The organism is Citrobacter sp. EC_71 (assembly GCF_019584005.1).
GTDB lineage: Bacteria > Pseudomonadota > Gammaproteobacteria > Enterobacterales > Enterobacteriaceae > Citrobacter > Citrobacter werkmanii.
This window is the reverse complement of record NZ_VDAY01000007.1, coordinates 58,931-82,203: the sequence shown is the minus strand read 5'-3', so window position 1 is coordinate 82,203 and position 23,273 is coordinate 58,931. Positions and strand designations below refer to the sequence as shown.

General features: G+C 52.6%; 18 protein-coding genes. 3 read left to right on the top strand and 15 right to left on the bottom strand.

Annotated elements, in window-relative coordinates; translation table 11 throughout:
- Nucleotides 1-297 precede the first annotated feature (297 nt).
- Together ompF and aspC are read left to right on the top strand one after the other, a co-directional pair.
- The gene (ompF, locus tag FHD02_RS09475) at nucleotides 298-1,371 is read left to right on the top strand and encodes a porin OmpF (RefSeq protein ID WP_087857554.1); all 1,074 of its coding nucleotides are present in this window, start codon (nucleotides 298-300) and stop codon (nucleotides 1,369-1,371) included.
- A 183-nt stretch (nucleotides 1,372-1,554) separates the two neighbouring features.
- The gene (gene aspC / locus FHD02_RS09470; protein ID WP_137359943.1) at nucleotides 1,555-2,745 is read left to right on the top strand and encodes an aspartate transaminase; all 1,191 of its coding nucleotides are present in this window, start codon (nucleotides 1,555-1,557) and stop codon (nucleotides 2,743-2,745) included.
- 52 nt (nucleotides 2,746-2,797) lie between these two features.
- Here the strand turns inward: aspC and FHD02_RS09465 are convergent, their stop codons facing one another.
- The 7 genes from FHD02_RS09465 to cmoM all read right to left on the bottom strand — a co-directional run bounded on the left by FHD02_RS09465 (nucleotide 2,798) and on the right by cmoM (nucleotide 13,476).
- The gene (locus FHD02_RS09465) at nucleotides 2,798-3,445 is read right to left on the bottom strand and encodes an MBL fold metallo-hydrolase (RefSeq protein WP_137359942.1); all 648 of its coding nucleotides are present in this window, start codon (nucleotides 3,443-3,445) and stop codon (nucleotides 2,798-2,800) included.
- Between the two features lie 28 nt (nucleotides 3,446-3,473).
- Nucleotides 3,474-4,022, bottom strand: coding sequence for a YcbK family protein (locus FHD02_RS09460; RefSeq protein WP_003831948.1), 549 nt, complete (start codon nucleotides 4,020-4,022; stop codon nucleotides 3,474-3,476).
- 177 nt (nucleotides 4,023-4,199) lie between these two features.
- Complete coding sequence (gene ldtD, locus FHD02_RS09455) at nucleotides 4,200-5,951, bottom strand: L,D-transpeptidase (RefSeq protein WP_137370458.1); 1,752 nt, start codon at nucleotides 5,949-5,951, stop codon at nucleotides 4,200-4,202.
- 261 nt (nucleotides 5,952-6,212) lie between these two features.
- On the bottom strand, nucleotides 6,213-10,673 hold the full coding sequence (mukB, locus tag FHD02_RS09450) for a chromosome partition protein MukB (RefSeq protein WP_220393826.1): 4,461 nt from the start codon (nucleotides 10,671-10,673) through the stop codon (nucleotides 6,213-6,215).
- Nucleotides 10,673-11,377: a chromosome partition protein MukE gene (gene mukE / locus FHD02_RS09445; protein WP_042309434.1), complete on the bottom strand. Its 705-nt coding sequence runs from the start codon at nucleotides 11,375-11,377 to the stop codon at nucleotides 10,673-10,675. Before mukE ends, mukB begins: the two co-directional genes overlap by 1 nt.
- The gene (gene mukF, locus FHD02_RS09440) at nucleotides 11,358-12,680 is read right to left on the bottom strand and encodes a chromosome partition protein MukF (protein WP_137359938.1); all 1,323 of its coding nucleotides are present in this window, start codon (nucleotides 12,678-12,680) and stop codon (nucleotides 11,358-11,360) included. Before mukF ends, mukE begins: the two co-directional genes overlap by 20 nt.
- Nucleotides 12,673-13,476: a tRNA uridine 5-oxyacetic acid(34) methyltransferase CmoM gene (gene cmoM, locus FHD02_RS09435; RefSeq protein WP_042309438.1), complete on the bottom strand. Its 804-nt coding sequence runs from the start codon at nucleotides 13,474-13,476 to the stop codon at nucleotides 12,673-12,675. The genes mukF and cmoM overlap by 8 nt, the downstream gene beginning before the upstream one ends.
- Before the next feature lie 135 nt (nucleotides 13,477-13,611).
- Between cmoM and elyC the strand changes: the two genes are divergently transcribed.
- Nucleotides 13,612-14,376, top strand: a complete 765-nt coding sequence (gene elyC / locus FHD02_RS09430) for an envelope biogenesis factor ElyC (RefSeq protein ID WP_137359937.1) — start codon at nucleotides 13,612-13,614, stop codon at nucleotides 14,374-14,376.
- A 58-nt stretch (nucleotides 14,377-14,434) separates the two neighbouring features.
- Here the strand turns inward: elyC and FHD02_RS09425 are convergent, their stop codons facing one another.
- From FHD02_RS09425 to ihfB, 8 genes are all read right to left on the bottom strand, one after another.
- The gene (locus tag FHD02_RS09425; protein WP_137359936.1) at nucleotides 14,435-15,328 is read right to left on the bottom strand and encodes a YcbJ family phosphotransferase; all 894 of its coding nucleotides are present in this window, start codon (nucleotides 15,326-15,328) and stop codon (nucleotides 14,435-14,437) included.
- Nucleotides 15,329-15,493: 165 nt separating this feature from the next.
- Nucleotides 15,494-16,240 carry a 3-deoxy-manno-octulosonate cytidylyltransferase gene (gene kdsB / locus FHD02_RS09420; RefSeq protein WP_042309444.1) on the bottom strand — a complete coding sequence of 249 codons (747 nt, stop codon included), beginning with the start codon at nucleotides 16,238-16,240 and terminating at the stop codon, nucleotides 15,494-15,496.
- Nucleotides 16,237-16,419: a protein YcaR gene (gene ycaR, locus FHD02_RS09415; protein ID WP_003035793.1), complete on the bottom strand. Its 183-nt coding sequence runs from the start codon at nucleotides 16,417-16,419 to the stop codon at nucleotides 16,237-16,239. The genes kdsB and ycaR overlap by 4 nt, the downstream gene beginning before the upstream one ends.
- A gap of 108 nt (nucleotides 16,420-16,527) precedes the next feature.
- Entirely contained in the window at nucleotides 16,528-17,703 is a 1,176-nt protein-coding gene (locus tag FHD02_RS09410) for a winged helix-turn-helix domain-containing protein (protein WP_220393825.1), read from the bottom strand.
- A 41-nt stretch (nucleotides 17,704-17,744) separates the two neighbouring features.
- Nucleotides 17,745-18,722, bottom strand: coding sequence for a tetraacyldisaccharide 4'-kinase (gene lpxK, locus FHD02_RS09405; protein WP_137359934.1), 978 nt, complete (start codon nucleotides 18,720-18,722; stop codon nucleotides 17,745-17,747).
- Entirely contained in the window at nucleotides 18,719-20,467 is a 1,749-nt protein-coding gene (gene msbA, locus FHD02_RS09400; RefSeq protein WP_042309449.1) for a lipid A ABC transporter ATP-binding protein/permease MsbA, read from the bottom strand. The genes lpxK and msbA overlap by 4 nt, the downstream gene beginning before the upstream one ends.
- Nucleotides 20,468-20,503: 36 nt before the next feature.
- On the bottom strand, nucleotides 20,504-22,768 hold the full coding sequence (locus FHD02_RS09395; RefSeq protein WP_137359933.1) for a ComEC family protein: 2,265 nt from the start codon (nucleotides 22,766-22,768) through the stop codon (nucleotides 20,504-20,506).
- Between the two features lie 205 nt (nucleotides 22,769-22,973).
- Complete coding sequence (gene ihfB / locus FHD02_RS09390) at nucleotides 22,974-23,258, bottom strand: integration host factor subunit beta (RefSeq protein ID WP_003035780.1); 285 nt, start codon at nucleotides 23,256-23,258, stop codon at nucleotides 22,974-22,976.
- Nucleotides 23,259-23,273 lie beyond the last annotated feature (15 nt).

Here is a 23,273-nt window from a genome sequence, read left to right as displayed (position 1 = left end):
AGAAAATCATATAAATAGAAATAACAGGGGTGATTTTTAGCGCAGAGACATCTGAAGTTTGAAGTTGTTCACAAAGTTGCATAAAAATAACGTTTTGTTACACATTTTTTCTTTTTGAAACCAAATCTTTATATTTGTAGCACTTTGAGAGTAGCGAAACGATAGTTTGAATGGAAAGATGCCTGTCAGACACATAAAGACACCAAACTCTCATCAATAGTTCCGTAAATTTTAATTGACGGAATTTATTGGCGGCAGTGGCAGGTGTCATATAAAAACCGATGAGGGTAATAAATAATGATGAAGCGCAATATTCTGGCAGTGGTTATCCCTGCTCTGCTGGTAGCCGGGGCAGCTAACGCTGCAGAAGTTTATAACAAAGATGGCAACAAAGTAGACATTTACGGTAAAGCTGTGGGTCTGCACTATTTTTCCAAGAACAACGGTGATAACGCCTACGCGCCTAACGGCGATCAGACCTATGCCCGTCTTGGTTTCAAAGGGGAAACTCAGATTAACGACCAACTGACCGGTTACGGCCAGTGGGAATACCAGTTCAGCGGCAATAACCCAGAAGGCGGTGACGATGCCCAGAAAGGCAACAAAACCCGTCTGGCGTTCGCCGGTCTGAAATTCGGCGACGCGGGCTCCTTCGACTACGGTCGTAACTACGGCGTCGTATACGATGCGCTGGGTTACACCGATATGCTGCCAGAATTCGGTGGTGATACCGCTGCTTCTGACCAGTTCTTCTCCCAGCGTAACGGCGGTCTCGCAACCTACCGTAACTCCAACTTCTTCGGTCTGGTTGAAGGCCTGAACTTCGCCGTTCAGTACCTGGGCAAAAATGAGCGTGATGACGCGCGTCGCTCTAACGGTGATGGTGTTGGCGGCTCAGTAAGCTACGAAATGGATGGCTTCGGTATCGTGGGTGCTTATGGCGCAGCTGACCGCACCAACGCGCAAGAAACGCTGACCTACGGTCGCGGTGCAAAAGCTGAGCAGTGGGCTGCTGGCGTGAAATATGATGCGAACAACATCTACCTGGCGGCGAACTACAGCGAAACCCGTAACGCTACCCGTATCTCTAACGGTTATGCCAACAAAACTGAAGACGTGCTGTTGGTTGCCCAGTATCAGTTCGACTTCGGCCTGCGTCCGTCCCTCGCCTATACCAAATCTAAAGGTAAGGACATTGAAGGCATCGGTGACGTAGATCTGGTGAACTACTTCGAAGTGGGTGCGACTTACTACTTCAACAAAAACATGTCCACCTATGTTGATTACATCATCAACCAGATCGATTCTGACAACAAACTGGGCGTAGGCTCTGACGACACCGTCGCAGTAGGTATCGTTTACCAGTTCTAATAGCAGACCTCTTTGTTAAATGCCTAAAAAACAGGACTTCGGTCCTGTTTTTTTATCTCTGCTAGCGGATTCTTGCGTCTTAAAAAAACACCTCAGCTTTTCGTCAGTAACGGTTGGCATTTTGTAAATCTACCGTTAACCTGATAGCGGACTTCCCTTCTGTAATCACTATGGAACCTCGTCATGTTTGAGAACATTACCGCCGCTCCTGCCGACCCTATTTTGGGTCTGGCTGATTTGTTTCGTGCCGATGACCGCCCAGGAAAAATAAACCTCGGGATCGGTGTATATAAAGATGAGACAGGCAAAACGCCGGTACTGACCAGCGTTAAAAAAGCCGAGCAATATATACTGGAAAATGAAACCACCAAAAACTACCTTGGCATTGACGGTATTCCAGAGTTTGGTCGCTGCACTCAGGAATTACTGTTTGGTAAAGAGAGTTCGCTTATCAACGACAAACGCGCACGTACAGCACAGACCCCTGGTGGTACTGGCGCACTGCGTGTAGCAGCTGATTTCCTGGCAAAAAACACCTCGGCTAAACGCGTTTGGGTGAGCAATCCAAGCTGGCCGAACCATAAGAGCGTCTTTAACTCTGCCGGTCTGGAAGTTCGTGAATACAATTATTACGATGCGGCAAACCACTCTTTAGACTTTGATGCGATGCTGGCAAGCCTCAGCGAAGCGCAGGCCGGCGACGTGGTGTTATTCCACGGCTGCTGCCATAACCCAACCGGTATCGATCCTACGCTGGAGCAGTGGCAAACGCTGGCTCAGCTTTCCGTCGATAAAGGTTGGTTGCCGCTGTTTGACTTCGCCTACCAGGGTTTTGCCCGTGGTCTGGAAGAAGATGCGGAAGGTCTGCGCGCATTCGCGGCACTGCACAAAGAGCTGATCGTCGCCAGCTCCTACTCCAAGAACTTTGGTTTGTACAATGAGCGCGTAGGCGCCTGTACGTTGGTTGCAGCCGATGCTGAAATCGTTGACCGCGCGTTTAGCCAGATGAAATCAGCCATTCGTGCTAACTATTCCAACCCGCCGGCACACGGCGCATCCGTAGTCGCTACGATTTTGAGCAACGACGCGCTGCGCGCCATCTGGGAACAAGAGCTGACTGATATGCGCCAACGCATTCAGCGCATGCGTTTACTGTTCGTGAATACGCTGCAGGAGAAAGGTGCAAGCCGCGACTTCAGCTTTATCATCAAACAGAACGGCATGTTCTCATTCAGCGGCCTGACCAAAGAGCAGGTTCTACGCCTGCGTGAAGAGTTTGGTGTCTATGCCGTCGCTTCCGGACGTGTAAACGTAGCCGGAATGACGCCAGATAACATGGCGCCGCTGTGCGAAGCGATTGTCGCAGTACTGTAATCAATAGCGCACAAAAAAGGCCGCAATCGCGGCCTTTAATTTATCTGCGGTTTTACCAGACAGGCATTTCATCCTGCAGAAACGGGTTATGTAACCGTTCGTGGCCCAGCGTAGAAAGTGGACCGTGGCCCGGAATAAACGTCACGTCATCGCCCAGCGGCAACAGTTTACGTTTAATCGAATCGATCAATTGACTGTGATCGCCGCGCGGGAAATCACTGCGCCCTACGCCACCTTTGAAAATCACGTCACCCGAAATCAGTAACTTTGACTGCTCATCAAAGAAGACCACATGCCCCGGCGTGTGACCGGGACAATGGAGCACCTGTAATATGACATTACCCACGCTTACCCGATCGCCTTCATTTAACCAGCGATCGGGCATCAGCGGCTCACAATCTCCCAGGCCAAACATCCGGCTCTGAGCAGGCAAGCCCTGTAACCAGAACTCATCTTCTTTTTCCGGGCCAATAACCGGTACACCATAATGCTGTGCCAGTTCAGCCGCCGCCCCTACGTGGTCAAGATGACCATGGGTAAGCAGGATCTGCATAAGCGTCAGACCGCTGGCATCCACTTCCTGTTTGATTTTCTCGGCATCGCCGCCGGGATCGACCAGCGCGGCCAGACGAGTCTGCTCACACCAGATTAACGAGCAGTTCTGGGCAAATGCAGTGACCGGAATAATACGATAGTTCATACAGCTCCTGTTTCATTAAGCTTACGGATCACCAGTGCCGTGCAGGTCCGGTGTCAATATGCACAAAGTTACTGCTGGGGTAGTATCCTACACCACCTGCGCGCATAGATAACGCAGCTTTGCGAATATTACTTAATGCGATGCCTTCAATATGGAAATCCATAGCCTGGCCTTTCGTGTGGTAGCTTTTCTTAGCGACACCACGGCTGCGCGCACGGAGTTCATTATTGGTATCGATTGAGCGATAGCCAGAGATCAGCTGTACGGGTTTACGCGTGCCCAGCAGACCCTGCAGACGGAAGAGTTGGTCAAACAATCCCGGGTCAATGGATTTCACTTTATTGGCCCGAAAATCACGGAAAAAGTGGTTAAGTTTTGCTAATTCGTCCTGAATATAGCCCCTGCCATCAAAAAACTCTGCTTTTATTGACTCACCGGTATGCAGGTTATTCAGAGTCAATATACGCGGACGTGGGGTGGAGAGTGTGGCAAACGCAGGCGTAGGCAGGATGGCAGCGCCGAGGGCAATGCCACCAAGCGCCAGCAGTTTGCGGCGATTAGCGTCAAATTTGTCCATGGTATTAAGGTCTACAAGGTCAATGTTATCGTATGTATGCTCTAGCGCACGCGGGAAACCTTATCTGGCTAAGTAGTCCACGTCAAGGCTCCCAACCCCAGGAAATACGGGGCTTGCAGCCATTTAGCCCCATTTCCAACATAACTTACGACAATCATTTTCCTCGAACTGCTTCATTTATCTGATTAATTGTTCGGCTTTTGACACAATTTGTGCGCTGGATCGCGCTGTCAGATCGTAATTGTAAATATCTGTACGATACTGCGTCCGCCCATCCGCCCCCACAAACGCGGTCAGGTAGTAAAGATTGACCGGAATATTCTGACGAATATTCACGTACCGCGTATCCCCTTGCTTCAGGGCGTCCGAGATGCGCGAATCATTCCAGCCCGCATCCTGTAGCAGCATATTCGCCAGCTCAGATGCCTTATTCACACGCACGCAGCCTGAGCTAAGCGCCCGCGTATCTTTCTGGAACAGGTTGTGGTTTGGCGTATCGTGCAGATAAATAGCATCTGAACTCGGCATATTAAATTTATAACGGCCGAGCGAGTTACGCGCGCCCGGCGCCTGTTGGAAGCGGAACGGCAGATTCGATGCGGTGATGGTCGCCCAGTCAACCTGCCATGGATCTATCGTCTCTTTGCTATTCCAGCCGCGCATTACGGTATAGCCGTGACGCTCAAGGTATCCCGGGTCATTCCACACCTTAGGCAGAATATCTTTACGTGCCAGCGTCGGCGGTACGTTCCACGGTGGGTTAACGACCACATTATTCAGCGCACTGCTCATCATCGGCGTTTTGCGATCGGGACGCCCGACAATAACGCGTGAGGCTAGCACCTGATTGCCGTTCTGATAATAAACCAGCGAGTAGGCAGGAATATTCACCATGATACCGGTAGACAAATCACTCGGAAGCAGGCGCAAACGCTGAATATTCAACGCCAGCACACCTGCACGCTGAGCGGGCGTTACGTTCAGCCAGTCACGCGTTGCGGGTCCAATGGCGCCATCGGCCCCCAACCCCTGCCACGTCTGGAAACGCTTCACCGCCGCAACCAGTTCACTGCCGTAAGCGCTACGCCCTTCTTTAGCAGCCGTACTGACGACTGATTCAAGCATCCCGGTGCGGCGTAAGATTTCACGCAACGCGGGGATATCGTTACTCCACTCGCCAGGACGCAGCGTCGCGGTACTGGTTAACTGCGGCCAGGGACGCGTATCGCTCACCAGTTTTAACAACGATTCATGCATGGCTGCATACTGCGGATGCTGAGGCGCCAGGCCGGTAATAAACGACGTCAGTTGCCCATTATCCAGCGCCACCTGCCATTGGTTGATCACGGAAATCGGCGGAGTTGCCAGCGCATAGGGCTTATCACTGTAGAGCCAGCGATTACCTTTGACGGGGATATTTGCGATAAAGTGCAGATATCCCATCAGGGCATCAGAAAGCACGATGTCTCGCGCCTGACCCGTTACCGCCGGGTCGGTAAGCAATGCGACCCAGGTGGTAAATTGCGGCTGAAATCCGGCAATCGCCACCTCGGCTAACTGTTGCTGAAACGCTTTTACCGCATCTCGATTTTCCCACATCGGTTTCATTTCGCGAGCGGCATACAGCAATTCCAACTGGCTCATATAAACCGGCGTGAAGCCCGCGGGAAGTTGAGATTGTAATTTGGCGCGAGTGCTATCGACAGACACGCCCTCCGGCAGCGGTTGAATACCCGCCATGATAGCAGTCGCGGAAGATTGAACCTGCGGTTGCGGTAACGCTGTTGGCTGTTCACTGACGGACGCTGAGCTGTCGCCAGGGATCATTTCAGGCTCATCGGCCTGCGCATTGAACAGTGGAGCGAATGTTACGGCCAGGCACAAACTAATTGCCGACAGCCGACGACCACACATTTTATTAAGCAACATCCCTTGCCCCCTGTTTTCTTTATCATACTTTGAGTAGCCAGGCCGTATGCATTCCCCTTATGTTTTGCTGGGGTCGGACCTGTAAAACGCCAATACACGCTGAAGTATGACGAGCAAGCCTGCCACGAGTTAGGCTTACCTTTAGTATATAAACATCAAATAGTTTTTGCCTAACCTAATGTAAAGAAGTCTAAAGAAATTACACCAGGCATTATGTGCTTTTCAGAAAAGAAGAAGGCGGCTATTTAGCCGCCTTCTTACTTAACTTGCCTGCGAGGAAGCGTCTTCAGTTCCTGGCAGTGGCTCAGGTAACTGCGGGGCAAACCCACGCAGACCCACCACGTGAACGTGCTCGGTGTTCTGGAAGACTTTACGCACCAGTTTGTAGGTGGTGCCTTTCTCCGGGCTGATGTTTTCCGGCGCAGCGATAATCAGCTGCATCTGCAAACGCTCGCACAGTTCAAACAGGGTCGCGATAGAGCGGGCATCAAGTCGCGCAGCTTCATCAAGGAACAGCAGACGACAAGGCGAGATATCTTTCCCGCGCAGTCTGCGACCTTCATCTTCCCAGCTTTGTACAACCATCACCAGGATCGACATCCCGGTCCCGATCGCCTCACCGGTTGACAGTGCGCCAGATTCAGCACGCAGCCAGCCGTCTGAACCACGGTTAACCTCAACTTCCATTTCCAGATAGTTACGGTAGTCCAGCAGCTCTTCACCAATGGTTTGCGGCGTGCGTTGCCCCATATCAATCTGCGGATTCAGACGCTGATACAGCTTCGCCAGCGCTTCAGAGAAGGTCAGACGGTTGCTGTTAAACAGATCCTGATGCTGTTCATGCTGCTCGGAAAGTACGTCCAGCAAGGTGGCGTGGGTTTCACGCACGTTGACGTTCAGACGAACGCTATTTACCTGGCCAAACGATACGCTTTGCAGACCCTGGTTCAACATACGGATACGGTTTTGTTCGCGCTGAATCGTCTTACGAATGATGTTCGCCACGCTGCGGGAGCTGATCGCCAACTTCTGTTCACGCGAGGTTAATTCTTCCGTCAGACGGCTCAGTTCGATCTCCATCTGTTCAATCGCTTCCACCGGATCGTCGGTGCGAATAATATCCTGACGAATACGTTCACGCAGATGTTGATAAACCGCGACAAAGAACTGAATTTTACGTTCCGGGCGCTTCGGATCTTCAGACATGCGCAACACATCACGCAGGTGTTCGTTATCCGCCACCGCCAGACGCAGCGCGCCCAACGCCTTATCCGACATCGAACGCAGTTCATCGCCAGAAAGATACGCCAGCTCGCGACGGTGCAGACGGCGTTCAACGCCATTGTCTTTCACCATGCGCATGACCGCACACCAGCCGGCTTTCGCGGTGACCACCTGTTCGCGCATCTCAAAATAATCGCGTTCCAGTTTGCGCAATTTGCGAGTCAGGTTATCCATCTCCGCTTCGCAGAAGGTCAGCGCTTTTTCCAGTTGGTTACGGCGCGCACGGTTGTTACTGAGCTGCGCATGCAGTTCATCACGACGGATACGGGCACGCTCTTCCGCGCCGCTGTCAGCACGAACGCCGATATCCTGCAGTTCACGTTGTAAATCGTTGAGCAGTTCTTTTTTAGTGTCATAGGAGCTTTTCAGCGACGCCATGACCTGGTTGTACTGGCTTAACTGCGCGGCGTGGCTGCGCAGCGCTTCACGAGCGCGGGTACGTTCAGCTTCCGCCTGTTCCAGACGCTGGCGCAGTTTTTCGTTCAGATCGCTGTTTCCGCTCAGCATTTCGGCTGAATCGGAATAGCTAAAGTGCGCCCGGCGTTGTACGACCTCAGTCAGCGCAAACGCCTGCTGACGCGCATCACGCTGCATCTGCTGGGAATACGCGTAATCTTCCTTCAGTTGTTCAAACTGCTCAGGGTCATTTTGCAGAACCGAGACCATCGGTTCCAGTTTGGCTAACTGATTACCGTGCTGCTGCACAAAACGCGCCGCTTCCTGAGCTTCATCCAGACGCTCGCGAATTTCGTCCACGCGATCGGCCAGCGTGTCATCGGCCAGCAGATTTAAACGCGGCAGCAGGCGGTTCAGCGCAGAAACCCCCTCTTTCGCCTGTTCAAACTGCATACGGCTTTGCTGGTTATCATTTTCATGATTGGTCAGCGCACGCTCCAGCTCAACGCGGCGGCTGTTCAACTGACGAATTTCCGCTTCTGGATCGGCTTCAAACGCCACCGACAAATGGCTGCCGATAAAGCGGCTGAACGCCTGATGCAGGCGCTGGGTTTTCTGGACGTCAAAAGAGAGCGTGGCAAAACGTTCAGACAGCCCTTCACGCTCGGCATGCAGGGTTTCGATACGGCTTTCGCGCGCCGCACGACCAAAAATCGGCACCGTCGGGAAGCGGGAATAACGCCACTGACGTTCGGCGGTTTTCACCACCACCGCTTTTTCCAGCTCATCAACGCTGAAAACACTGTCATCAAACGACTGCGGATCCCCTTCGATAAAATAGAGATCTTCCGGACAATCCGTCAGGCCTTCAAGTTGTTCGGTAATCAGCGACAGATCCGGCACCACGATAGCATGGCGCGATGGACCGTACAGCGCGGAGAAGTACGGCGCATCTTCAAGGCTAACGTCGTCATAAATTTCTGACAGCAGCACGCCACCGAAGCGTTCCGCCAGCGCGTTCAGACGTTGATCTTCCGCCCCGCCCGGCTGACTTAAACGTTCAATTTCTTCATCAACCGCGTTTTTGCGCGCGCCAACTTCATCGCGCTCAACAATGGCCTCACGCTCGCGCTCCAGCAATTGCTGCAGATATTCGGTCACGTCCTGGCTTGAAGTAAACTCTTCGCCGCACTGTTCGCTAAGTTGATTCATGCTATTTTGCGCGGCCAGCCAGACCGGTGCGCGTTTCATCAAATGCTGGATACGCGACTGCAGCTGTTCCTGTTCCTGACGCAGCGTCATTCGCTGTTCGCTGGCGGACGATACGCTGTCCGACAAAGCGGCGATGCGCGCTTCCAGCTCCTGGTGCAGCGCTTCCAGCTCATCGATATCGAACTGTTTACCCTGACGCTTGCAGAATTCCGCCAGAAGACGTTCGGCGTCTTGCTGTTCGCGCAGACGCTGTTCCAGCTCGCTGAGTCGCATACGCAACGGCTGAACCTGTTCCGCCAGGTGACGCTGCTCAACACCTTCCCGCAGCAGTTCACGCGCCACGCTCCAGGCCTCACCACGCGCCAGTGGGCCGTTGATCGCCACCACCAGCTGATAAGCCTGTTCAAACTGACTGTGCGCGGTTTGCGCCACGCTCATTTTTTGTTCCAGCGTCAACAGTTTTTCTGTAGCTTCCTGCTCTTTGGCCTGGAAGGTTTCCAGCCATTCAGCAGCGCTGTCGGCTGTCAGATCCGGTAAGTGACACAGCTCTTTGGCCCGGCTTAACGCCTGAATTGCCTGGGCATACTGGATAGCTCGCGTTTGCTGGACATCCAGCGCCTGCTGGTAATCGGCAAGCTGACTTTTCAGCTCATCCACCTCCAGCTCAGCAGCTTCCGCGCGGGCTTCGTTTTCATCCTGGCGGTCAACGGCTTCCGCGACGACCTCATTTTGTTCTTCGAGACGGATCTGTAATTCCTCGAGATCCGCTTCATAGCGTTCAATTTTTTCTTGCTGACGCAGCGCGGTTTGCACCAGGTTGAGGTGATCGCTCGCGGCCTGGTAATCAGCCTCCAGATCGCCTTCCGCGCCATTATGCTCGCCCAGCTCGCGCGCCATATCTACGTGTTTATACTGCTCAGCAGCCAACTGCTTGCGTGAGGTATGCAGTTCACGACGATATTCCAGCGCTTTATCCAGATGAATACGGCGCTCGTTGGCATGGCGCATATAATCTGCTGCCACGTAGTTGGTCGCTTCGCTGATCAAATGCTTAAACAGATCGCGGTCAGACTGGGTTACGCGAATAGCTTCCAGCGTCATGCGGTTTTCACGCAGCGCGGCTTCCATATCCTGGAACGCTTTGCGCACGCCACCGTTTTCTGGCAGCAGGTAATCACGCAGTGAGCGAGTAATGGCGCTGGAGATACCGCCATACAGCGAGGCTTCAATCAGACGATAGAATTTACTACGATCGGACGCAGAGCGCAGACGACGGGCAATGATGCCCAGATCGAACATCAGCGAGTGATAATCCGTTATCGAGTTGAACTGCTTAAACTGCACGCCTTCCATCTCATCAAGCTTCTCTTTCAGCTCAGGGAGAGACAGGACGCGCGCCTGGCGTTCATTCAGCGTTTCCGTAACCAACTGGGTGGGCTGCACCGACATCGGCAGCCCCTGAATGGCAAACGGCTTGATATCCACTTTACGATCGCGACCGGCAACCTGTTGCAGACGAACGCCGACAACCACTCGCTGATGGCGGGAGTTGAGGACGTCAAGCATTGAGTAACAGACACCCGCTTTGAGCTTACCGTGCAGACCTTTGTCACGTGAACCGCTGGTCGCACCGGCTTCGGTGGTATTACGGAAATGCAGCAGGGTTAAATCCGGGATGAGCGCCGTAACAAATGCCGCCATGGTCGTGGATTTACCCGCACCGTTACCACCGGACAGCGTGGTAACCAGTTCATCCAGGTCGAACGTACGGGCAAAAAAACCATTCCAGTTAATCAGCGTAAGTGAGCGAAATTTACCGCGTTCAATCATTATTCTTCTTCTCCACTGTCCGGCTGATTCTCTTCGGGCTCATCGTTAAGCTGCAGGCGGTTTTCGACCGGCATCGCTTCGCCATCACGAATTAAGCGACGCTGGGCTTCACGCGGATCGTCACCGCTGCGCACGTCCGCGCCAAAGCGGAAGACCGATTCCGTAATACGGAATTTGCTGCTGTCGTGGCCCAGAAACCACACCATACCTAAGCGACGCAGACGGTTTAGCGAAGAACGTACCTTTTCCTGTAGCTTCTGACGGTCAACGTCCGAACCGGTTGAACGATTGTTCACCAGCTTCAGCAGTTTCGCTTCGTCCGCCAGCGTCAATAGCTCGTCGTACAACTCTTGTTGGGTAAAAATCCCTTCATTCGCCAGGCGTTCCGGGCTGAGATAGAGATAGCAAAGAATTTTACCCACCATCATATCCAGTTCGGACAGAACCGAACGCGGAATGAGCGTCGTTGAACGCGGGCGAAGATAGAAGAATCCTTCCGGCGCGCGGATCAGTTCCACGTTATAGCGGCTGTAAAATTCTTCAAAATACTCCTGAAAATCCATCAGGAAGGCATGATTATCCAGTTCATCCAGGCCGATATGTCGGCCCGAACGTAAGGCGCTATCCAGCGCCGGAAATAACGGATTCGCCAGCGCCTGCGCCAGCTTTACCGGCATCACTTGTTCAATATTTGTCAATGACATGCGCCTGTACCTTGGCTCCGTAATCATTAATCGGCTGCCATTTGGCTGGCAGTCCGGTGAAATCTGCTTGCGCTACGCCAAGACGTACCGCCTGATCGATAACAATACGCGCGACGTCGAAGTGACGCGCACGTGGATATTGCGCCAGATACTCGCGCACTACCAAACCGAGATCCAGTGGCGTTTGTCTGGATTTGTAGATAGCCAACTGTTCTTCGATAATCGCCGCCAGTTGCTCACGGATCTCGTTAAATTCTTCATATTCCAGATCTGTCGGAAGCTCACCGGTGACCTCTTCGTCACGCAGGACCATCTCTTCATCACGCATATCCAGCAGACGGTCGGCGTTGGCATAAGTCAGCGCCCACGGATCGTCAAAATAAGTCTGCACGGACTGGCGCAAACGCTGGGCAAAGACGCGGTTTTTATCCATATCAATCGCGGTACGGATAAACTTATGCACGTGACGATCGTAACCGATCCACAAATCAATAGACTGCTGACCCCAGCTGATAATGCGGTCGAGTTTGCTTTGTAAGTCAAACACCAGCCTGTCGACAAAATGCAAATCGTCATGCGTCATCGTGGCATCCTGGATGCGTAACAGGTTTGCCTGTAGCTTATCGCCAGCCGCTTCCAACGTATCCTGCAGTTCGCGCAGCGTCCCGGAAGTTTCAGAAAGCAGCAGTTCACAGCTGGAAATCGCCGCCCGCCAGTCTTTATTCAGCAACTGCGCGATATCGTCTTTCACTTGCTGCTGCTGTTCATCCATGATGCGCTGGGTGAGATCGATACTGTCAAAAATCTCCGCCACCGAATATTTCAGTGGCGCATAAACATTGCGATGCCAGTGGAACTCATCGCCACCTTCCTCTGCCGCATCCGCCGCGCGCTTCAATTCACCGGCCACAATCGACAACTGCATAGAAAGACGCAGTGTAGAGAATTCGCGTTGACGAATATAATAATCGGTGATGCCAATGCCGAGCGGCGTCAAACGATAAATCGCGTTTCCTTCTGCCTGCTCGCTGGTAAAGCGGTTCAGCAGACGTTGACGCACCATATCGTTGATCGCGTTGTTCGCGCGTACGCCAATGGTTTCGCTGGTTTGCTCAAACGCATCACTCACATGGCGGAACGCATCCACCAGCTCACCTTCACTCATCTCGCCGTCAAGTCGCTCGCCGTTCAGAGTGGCGACCGCCAGCAGGAACGAAAGTCTGTCTACCGGCAGAGAGATGGAGAAGTCATTTTTTCTGGCCCAGGCAACCAGTTCGGGGACTGTCTGGGAAAATTCACTCATAGGTTATCCTTGCATCTGCGGCTCGGGCCGGACTTTTAATCGCGGTGACATGAATATAGCGCCCAAGGCTGATATACGGTTCCTGGCGGCAATAGCGCGTTTCTAACTCAAGTAACATTTCGTAGTCGTCATGCTGTTTATGCTTATCCCGCAGATAATCATGAAACACACGGACGCCGGTTTTACTCGTTATCTGCCAACCGATCTCTTCCAGCCACTGGTAAACCTGCCCCGGATCGCGTGGGTAGTCCGGTGAAAGCGTACGCTTTTTACGTTTCGGCATCCCCACCTGCACATAGTCAAAGTTCCCTGCGACCATGTTATGCATCAACAGACCGTTAGCATTGTAGAACATTAACGACAGCGCGCCGCCGGGACGCAATACTGACCACAGCGTCTGTAATACGCTGACGGGATCCGTCACCCATTCCAGCACAGCATGAAACAATATCAGATCAACCGGGGTTTCCAAATGCGCAGTAACGTCCTGAGCGGCGCATTGTATAAAATGCATGTTTCCGCTCACACCTTTTGCCTCTGCCGCCTGTTTCGCACGGGCGATCATTTCGCCTGACAGATCGCATAATGTCACGAAGTGCCCACGTTGTGCCATCTTGATGGCCGTTTGCCCTTCACCACCGCCGGCATCCAGAATGTGCAATTTTTGCTCACCGAATGTCGCTAATAATCGATCCAAATCCTGCCAAAGGATAGCCTGTCTTAATTGACCTTTGGTGGTGCCGTAAATGTTACGGGAAAACTTCTCTGCAATGTCATCAAAATTGCGATCCCGCATCGGGCTCTCCACATGCTGGCTTTAGGGTGACTAAGTAAAACCGCTATTTTGTCACACCCACGCCGAGAATGAACCTTCCTGGTGTAATATCCCTGCAGATCCCCTGCTGTATGGTTAAAAAAGGAACCAAAAAGGATGCTTTTTACGCTGAAGAAAGTGATTGGCGGTATGATGCTGCCGCTTCCGCTGATGCTAACGATGATGGGTATTGGCCTGGCGCTGGTCTGGTTTAGCCGCTTTCAAAAAACAGGGAAAGTGTGTATCAGCCTGAGTTGGCTGGCGCTATTACTCCTGAGCTTGCAACCCGTCGCCGACAGCTTGCTGAAACCTATTGAGGATAGCTATCCCACCTGGCAGGATACGCAAAAAGTAGAATATGTTGTGGTGCTGGGCGGAGGATATACCTGGAACCCACAGTGGGCGCCGAGCTCAAACCTGATTAGCAATAGCCTTCCACGCTTGAATGAAGGTATTCGCCTATGGCGCGCGAATCCAGGGTCGAAGCTTATCTTTACCGGTGCCGCCGCAAAAACGAATAACGTTAGTACCGCGGAAGCTGGCGCCCGCGTAGCACAGTCGCTGGGGGTGCCGCCGGGTGACATCATCACGCTGGATCAACCCAAAGATACTGAAGAAGAAGCAGTGGCAGTAAAGCAGGCCATCGGCAACGCACCGTTTCTGCTGGTGACCTCCGCGTCGCACTTACCGCGTGCCATGATTTTCTTCCAGCAGGCCGGGCTACACCCGCTGCCAGCACCTGCCAATCAGTTAGCGATTGATTCCCCGCTTAATCCATGGGAGCGGGCAATTCCCTCGCCCGTCTGGTTAATGCACAGCGATCGTGTCGGATACGAAACGCTGGGACGCATCTGGCAGTGGCTGAAAGGAACGGAACATTGACAGAAATGTTGCCTCTTATCAGGCCTACAGATTCAGCGCAGAATTCCAGGCCGGATAGTCAGGCGAGCCACGGCAGCAGTGATTTTGTCGCCAGATCAAAGTTGGCACGATTAAAGCGTCCGGTATTGACCAGTTGCGCCACCTCATCCCATAACACATACAACCAGCGCCGCCAGATGAATGACTCCGCCACTGGCGCGCGTTGCAGATATTGCCAAAGCAGGCTCTCCGCCAGCGCATTGTCCATTAAGCGGAACAATTCATATTCTCTTGGCGCCCATAGCATCAAGCCCGGTCCCACCATCGCCAGAAGCTGATCGCTACGAGCATCTTTGAGCATGCTGCGTAAACTGAAATTGCCGTGGATCAGCACGCAGTTATCATTAAATCCGGCAAATAAGTCGGGTAAACATTCACGGGTGCGGAACAGAATCCGCTTGTCCTGCATCGTCAGCCCAGTATTGTTGAACTGATTCAACGTGCTCCACAATACCTCGACACGCTGGCGATACCAGGACGGCCAGATATTCTCTTGCGTGTTATCCACCGCTCCCACGCAGCCGCGGCTATCCTGCCGATGCCATGACAGCAACCCTTCTACGATTTGATCTTTTAAATGTTCCCAGCGCTCGGGCGTTCGGGCAGGCGCTTCCACCGGCACGCCGCGTAGACGCTCAAGCAAGAGCACATCAGGACCGGGATGCTCCTCATGCGTTAAGACGCCATAAATGACCGGCATACGTACCGTGCCACTGCGCGCCAGCATGGAGGTTTTCCATGCCAGCTGCTGCGCCATCCCCGGCGTGGTGAAACTTCTCGCCATCAGCGGCATCGGATTGCCCTGACTGTCGTACAATGACCACAGAGCGGTATCCACTTTTTCATTCACGCATTCAATACGACTGAGTTTTTCACCCAGCAGATGGCTGAGTTCGGCACGCAACTGTTCCATTTCAGATTGCCCTCATAAAAGCTACTGCTTTCATAATGAGCGTCGCGCAGACAGATGTCACCCGGATGAGATCAATTGATGAAAAGAAAAGCACAGGGAAAACGTAACGATACGACACTCCTCCCAAAAATACGCGGCATCATGGGGGGAGTGCCATGAGAAAAACTAACGCATTTCGGCGCGAACGCGCTCAAGATCCTCGGCAGTGTCTACGCCAGTACCCGGTACTTCTTTAGCGACGGCCACGTGAATTTTTTCGCCGTACCACAGCACACGCAGTTGCTCCAGCATTTCAATATGCTCAAGCGGGCTGGGCTGCCAGTTAACATAGCGGCGAATAAAACCGGCGCGATAACCGTAAATCCCCAGATGACGCAGGAAGGTATCGCCTACCGTTTCCAGGCTTTTGGCAAAACGGTCACGATCCCAGGGGATGGTTGCGCGTGAAAAATAGAGCGCATAGCCTTCGTTGTCCAGAACGACTTTAACCGCATTCGGATTAAATGCTTCTTCCGCACTATGAATGGGAGCCGCAAGGGTCGCCATGCCAACCTGGCGTTGCGCCAGATTTTCGGCCACCTGACGAATAATGACCGCTGGGATCATCGGCTCATCACCCTGAACGTTCACAATAACGGTATCATCGCTAAAGCCACATTTCTCGACGACTTCCGCCAGACGCTCGGTACCCGACTGGTGATCGGCCCGGGTCATGCAAACTTCCCCTCCCACCGCTTCTACCGCACGAGCGACATCTTCATGATCGGTGGCAACGATAATGCGCTCAGCGCCAGATTCACGCGCACGCTCCAGCACATGCACGATCATCGGCTTGCCGTTGATATCCAGCAGCGGCTTGCCCGGCAAACGTGTAGACGCATAACGCGCAGGAATAATGACCACAAAACTCATGATTTACTCTCATCCGCAGTCAGAACGCGGGCTTCAGTTTCCAGTAAAACGGGAATGCCATCACGCAGTGGGAAAGCAAGGTTATCCAGTTTACAAATCAGTTCCTGTTTTTCCTGGTTAAACCAGAGTTTGCCATTGCATACCGGGCAGGCAATGATTTCAAGCAGACGATGATCCATAGTTCCTCCAGATGGACCGGATTGTGAATCCGTAAATATTAACATAATCGCTTAACGGGCTGGGGCTATTTCCCAACCATGACGTGCGCCAGCAAATAAACCTTCAGGTTAGCGCCCCAGCGTCACGCGCGTTGCCTGCTGCCAACGGGCAAAATCATCAATCGCCTGGAACAACCCTTTTTGCAAAGTAACGCCAGGTTTGACCCCATCCTGTAACCATAGCGAAATCACCTCCAGCACACCTGTTTTACGGTGCATTTTGGCATCCATCCGCCCCACTAACTGTCCACGATGCAGCAACGGCAGGACAAAATAACCGTACTGACGTTTCGTTGCTGGCGTATAACATTCCAGCCGATAGCTAAAATCGAATAGCTGCTCTGCCCGTTTGCGATCCCAGACCACCGGATCAAACGGTGATAAAACCGTGCTATGCGTTGCCGTTAATTTCCCCCCCAGTGCCTGCTCAAGCTGCGGTTGAAGATCGCTATGCAACCACAGGGTTCCCAGCCCTTCAACGTCGACCGGGATAATTTGTTGCTGCTCCTTGCGCACATCACACCAGTTTTTTAACTCCGGGCGCTTCAGGCGATAGTAGTCTGCCAGCCACTGTTCGCGAAAAATCCCCAGACTACGGGCGCTGTTATCCAGCATGATAATTTCGGCTTCCTCTTGTGAAAGCCTGTCACGTTCATCATCCCAGTGCGGCATGACGCGATGGGTTAAATCATAGACTCGCTGGAAATTACGCCGCTCCACCACCATCACTTTCCCGGCAGTAAACAGTCCTTCAAGGTGTCGCTTATGCGGCTTCCATTCCCACCAGCCGTTGGCTCCCTTACGGGGATGTTCAAAATCGACTGAGCGTACCGGCCCGTTATGGTGGATATGCTGGAGCAACTGCTCAATCTCATGGGCATGTTCTGTCATCCACGCCGCTTTATATTTCCAGCCCATCTTCTCCGGCGTCAGCATGCGGTGGCGTATCAGCATAAAGTCACTGCGCGGCATAAAGCAGGCCTCGTGCGCCCAGTACTCCATCAGCTCACCCTGCCGTAGCGAGTCATCCAGCCATTGCGGGGAATAATCACCCAATCGACTGAACAGCACCAGGTAAGGACTACGCGCCACAATATTAATGGTATCGATTTGCAATAAAGACATGCGCGAAATGGTGGCAAGAATATCGGCAGGAGATGCCTGGCGGCGTGTTTTTTTCAGCAGCCCTTGGACGGCAAGATGAAGATGACGAGCATCCGTCAGAGAAAGGTGCGGCAACGACATTTATGACCTCATAAATGATTCGCTGCCGCAGCTTGAATCCGTTAGCGAGTCAGCGAGATTAAGCTATCCAGCAACATATCAGGCCGTTCGCCTGACAAATGTGCGTCCACGGGTAAATACCACCAGTTATCATCAGCAAATGCGCGGCATTTAACCGCATCTTTTTCCGTCATCACCAGCGTTTGCCCTGCGTCTGAAAACGCACTGACGTCACTGTAGGTCAGAGATTGATGATCTGCCAGCGCAATACATTTTTGTGGTTTGGCTCCGCACGCTTCAAGCGTGGCAAAAAAACGGGGCGGATGGCCAATACCCGCCATGGCAACAATATTGCTTAGCTTTGCCACATCACGACGTTCACCCGTGCGTAAATTAACGGCCAGCCCTGGTTCAAGTCGCATGGGGATTTCCCCCGGCTGCGGACTGCCACCGTTAACGATTGTCGCATCCACCGATTTAAGCCGACCTGCGCGTTCCCGCATTGGACCGGCCGGAAGCCACCAGCCATTGCCAAACCGACGTTCGCCGTCAATCACCACGATTTCAACATCTCGCGCCAGACGATAATGCTGTAGACCATCGTCCGTCACAATAATCTGCACATCATGATGCGCCAAAATGGCTTTTACCGCATCCGCTCTGTTCGGAGAGACCGCTACAGGCACGCCTGTACGCTGGTAGATGAGCACTGGTTCATCGCCCGCTTCTGCAGTCGTAGTATCTATTGTCAACAACAGCGGGTAAGCCGCGGCTTTTCCACCATAACCACGAGAAACCACGCCCACGCGGATACCACGTTGTTGTAGTCGTTCAACCAGCCAAATCACCACCGGCGTTTTACCGTTCCCGCCTGCGGTAAGGTTTCCCACTACGACTACTGGTACCGGCGCACGCCATGCGCGCTTGAGTCCAAGTTTGTAGCATAAGCGGATCCCCCCACTCACCAGACCATACAGCCAGGAGAGTGGAAGTAATAAGCGCCACAGCGGCGATTCACCAGACCAGATACGTGCGATCATTGACCAAATTGCATTTTGTGTAATTGCGCATACACGCCGCGTTGCTCAATCAGCTCGTTATGGGTTCCGCGCTCAACAATCACCCCGTCTTCCACCACGATGATTTCGTCCGCCTGCTCAATGGTAGAAAGACGGTGTGCAATGACCAGAGAAGTACGGTTTTTCTGTAGCTCATCCAGTGCAGCCTGAATCGCGCGTTCAGATTCAGTATCAAGAGCCGACGTAGCTTCATCAAGGATCAGGATCGGACTGTCACGCAGTAAGGCACGGGCGATAGCGATACGTTGACGCTGTCCGCCGGAAAGCAATACGCCGTTTTCACCAATCACCGTATCCAGACCATTATCCATCTTATTGATGAAATCCATGGCATAGGCCATCTGCGCCGCTTTTTCAATCTGCTCACGGCTGTATAAATCGGTACGCGCGTAGGCGATGTTATTCGCGACCGTATCGTTAAACAGGTGCACATTCTGCGAAACCAAAGCAACCTGATCGCGCAGGGATGCCAGGGTATATTCGCGCAGATCGTGTCCGTCCATCAGAATCTGCCCTTCATCGATATCGTAGAAGCGCGTGATCAGACTGGCGATGGTAGATTTACCTGAACCCGAACGACCAACCAGAGCGACGGTTTTACCCGCCGGAATATTCAGGTTGATGTTACGCAGCGCAGGGACTTCACGTCCCGGATAAGTAAAGGTCACATTGCGGAATTCCAGATCGCCGGTAGCGCGTTCGATAACGCGTTTACCTTCGTCTTTCTCCTGTTCGCTATCCAGAATCGTGAATAAGGTCTGGCATGCCGCCATACCACGCTGGAACTGCGCGTTGACGTTAGTTAGCGATTTCAACGGACGCATCAGCGCGATCATTGACGAGAAGACAACGGTAATGGTCCCTGCCGTCAGGTTTTCCATGACGCTTGGGAAACTGGCTGCATATAACACGAAGGCCAGAGCCAGAGACGCAATCAACTGGATGATAGGATCGGAGATAGAAGAGGCGGAAACCATCTTCATACCCTGTAAACGCATCTTGTTGCTGACTTTATCAAAGCGTTTAGTTTCGACTTCCTGCCCACCAAAAATCAGAACTTCTTTGTGGCCTTTCAGCATCTGCTCCGCACTGGTCGTAACCTGCCCCATGGTGTTTTGCATGTTTTTACTGATGCTACGAAAGCGCTTAGAAACCACACGAATCGCCACTGATACAATTGGCGCCAGTACTATCAGAATCAATGACAGCTGCCAGCTGTAATAGAACATCATGATGAACAGGCCAATAATTGAGGCCCCTTCACGTACCACGGTGATCAGCGCGCCGGAAGACGATGACGCTACCTGCTCTGAATCATAGGTAATACGTGACAGCAACGTACCTGTAGACTGTTTATCGAAAAAGGAGACTGGCATGCCCATCATGTGACCAAACAGGCGACGGCGCATGGTCATAACCACTTTGCCCGACACCCATGAGATACAATAGCTGGAGACATAGCTGGTTAAACCACGAACTATCATCAGCCCAATGACCACCAGCGGCATCCACAGCAGCACCGAGCGGTCAGTTTTACCAAAACCATCATCCAGTAATGGCTTGAGGAGCGATAACATGAAGGTATCGCTGGCCGCGTTAAGGACTAACGCTATACCCGCCACGATCAGACCCGATTTAAAAGGCGCTATGGTTGGCCATAGTCGGCGAAACGTCTGCCACGTAGAGAGATCTTTATCGTTATGCATTCAAAAAACCAGCATTTGTTAGAATAGCCGCATATTCTACCCGTTATCCTCCGACACGCCAAACCACTGATGATACCAACGGGGTAAAATCTGATCCCGCATGCTGCGCATTTGCCAGGTTTGTGGGTAAAAATCCAGCGTAATCTGCCCCTGATGTGGCGTGTCAAGCCATTGATAATCTTGTTGCCGATAGCGCCGCTTCACCTTCAAGGATGGCAGTCGCCAGGCATTGTAACGGGATGCCGAGGCCAACGCCGCCTGTCCGCCAACACGCTGAATCAGCGCCAGTGATGACGAAGTATTGCTGCCATGGTGTGGAACCTGCATAACGGTTGACTGCAGATGCGACCAGTAGTGACTTAGCATTTTTTGTTCAGCGGGAGACTCAATATCACCGGTCAGAAGAATACTCTGGTATCCGTCATCGACTTTAACCACGCAGGATTGGTTATTCCCCCGCGCTTTATTTCCGCGCAGGGGCCAGTGTGCACTGAACGTTAATCCTTGCCATTGCCAGCGTTCCCCGCGAAAACACGGGAGATGACCTTTCCAGCCTAGTGGGCTTCTTATCCATAAGAATGGCCACGCTTGTTGCAGCGAGCGCAACCCACCCCGGTGATCCATATGCTCGTGGCTTAAAATTATCCCTTCTGGCTTGAGGTTGTGCCAGCGTAACCAGGGAATGATCAATTGCTGCGCGCTATCTCCCTCAGGCCATGCCAGACCCGTATCATATAGAATCGCTTTCCCATTGCGGGCGATCACCATCGCCAGTCCCTGCCCGACGTCCAGCATATGCACTTGCCATGCATCCGTGCGTGGCGCCCGCCAGAGCGGTTCACTCAGCAAAAATAGCACTGTGAAACAAAGCATCGGTAGAGTACGCCAGGCATTCAGTCGCCATGCGATGAGCATCAGCCCAGGTGCCAATGCAAGCCATTGCCAGCGAGCATCTATATTGATCCAGCCCTGAGGCAGAGCATTAAGTCCCCAAAATAACAGCGCCAGAGAGCGATCGGCTAAATACCACAGTCCCGATTCCAGCCCTCCCAGACTGGTTAAATGCACCAGCATGCCGGCTAATATCAGCGGTACGGAAACAAACGTGACCAGCGGTACGGCAAATAAATTAGCCACCAATGAAGTCAGGCTGATGCCGTGAAACATCGAAATTTGCACAGGCAGAAGCAGAATCGTGATCCCCAGTTGCAGATGCGCTAGGGCCAGCAGTATGCGTCCAATGCGAGAGAGAGACCAGGCAGGTAAAGGTACCCACTGATACCAGAATATCAGCGCCGCGACGGCAAAAGCAGATAACCACAGACTCTGTGACAGAATAGCGAGAGGATCCGCCACCACGATGGCTGCGAGACAACAGACCCAGACCGACCATCCGCTCCACTGCCTGCCGCTTAGCTTCAGCGCCCCCCAGACCATCAGCGCGACTATCGTGCGCAATGCAGGAGGCTGAAGCCCCGTTAACCAGGCATAGAATGTCGCACAGATAATCCCGCCAACCAACGGAACCTGCCAGCAAATCCATTTGGTTGGCATAAAAAATTGTCCACCGCGAATCAGTCCTCCCGCCAGAAGTGCGGCAAACGCAATATGCAGCCCGGAGATAGCCATCAAATGCGCCGTGCCGGTATCACGCATAATGGCTTTTACCTCTTGTGACACGGACAGGCGCTCCCCCATTCCCAGACCCAGTATGACCTGCTGCCAGGGATAGTTGGCGAGCTGGATTTTCAACGAAGAGAGATACTTCGAACGTAAGCTACATTGTGGCGCGATGACCGAAGCCTGCAAGAACCGTCCCGTCAGCGGCTGATGCTGTGCTAACGCATAACGTTGACTGTCAAATCCCCCCTCGTTCAATTGGCCGTGTACGGCGCGAACTTTAAGCGTCATCGCCCATGTCTGGCCCGCGCAAACGTCGCCGGGCAGGTACTGCCCATACAGAACAATTCCTTGCGCTGGAAAGATTCGCCGCCCCTGCAGGTGCGTGATCTGACCGTAGTGCGTAGTCATATTGTCGGTTCCGGTTATGCGCACGATTGCCTGCTGATTTTTAGCAGGAAGCGTATTACCCGCCCAAAGCGCATCTTTCGCCGCCATTATTCCCCAAAGAAAAAACAGCACGGTTAATCCGGCGAGACGCATATGTTTGTGGGGAAAAAGACAGAGCAGGCATGCCAGACAAAATACAACGCCGATGCTCAGCATTTCAGGCAGCGCGGGTAATAGCATCAGAGGGAGAATGCCGCACAATGCACACGTACTCACCGTTGTTATTTTCATCAATACCTCCCTGTTGCGGGAAGTGTGCAGTAATACTCAACGGTTGTCTGGCGACAATTTACTGTTATACGGCACGCGTTCCGCTGATATTTAGCAGCGGATGTAACGTGCGAATTAACTGGGATGAGGATTCCAGTATGAACCTGCAGAAATGAAAAAAGCACCCATACAGGTGCTTTTCTCGGCGTTAAGTCTCGCTAAAAACTTAACCGTAAATATTGGCGCGATCGCGCAGTTCTTTACCTGGTTTAAAGTGCGGAACGTATTTCCCTTCCAGATCCACTTTATCGCCGGTCTTCGGATTACGTCCGGTGCGAGGTGCGCGGTAATGCAAAGAGAAGCTGCCGAAACCGCGGATTTCAATACGCTCGCCCTGCGCAAGAGTCGAGGCCATATGTTCCAGCATCTCTTTTACTGCATCTTCAACCGCTTTCGCGGGAATATGAGGTTGCTGGGTTGCAAGTCTTTCAATCAATTCTGACTTGGTCATGATTCCTCCGGTTCC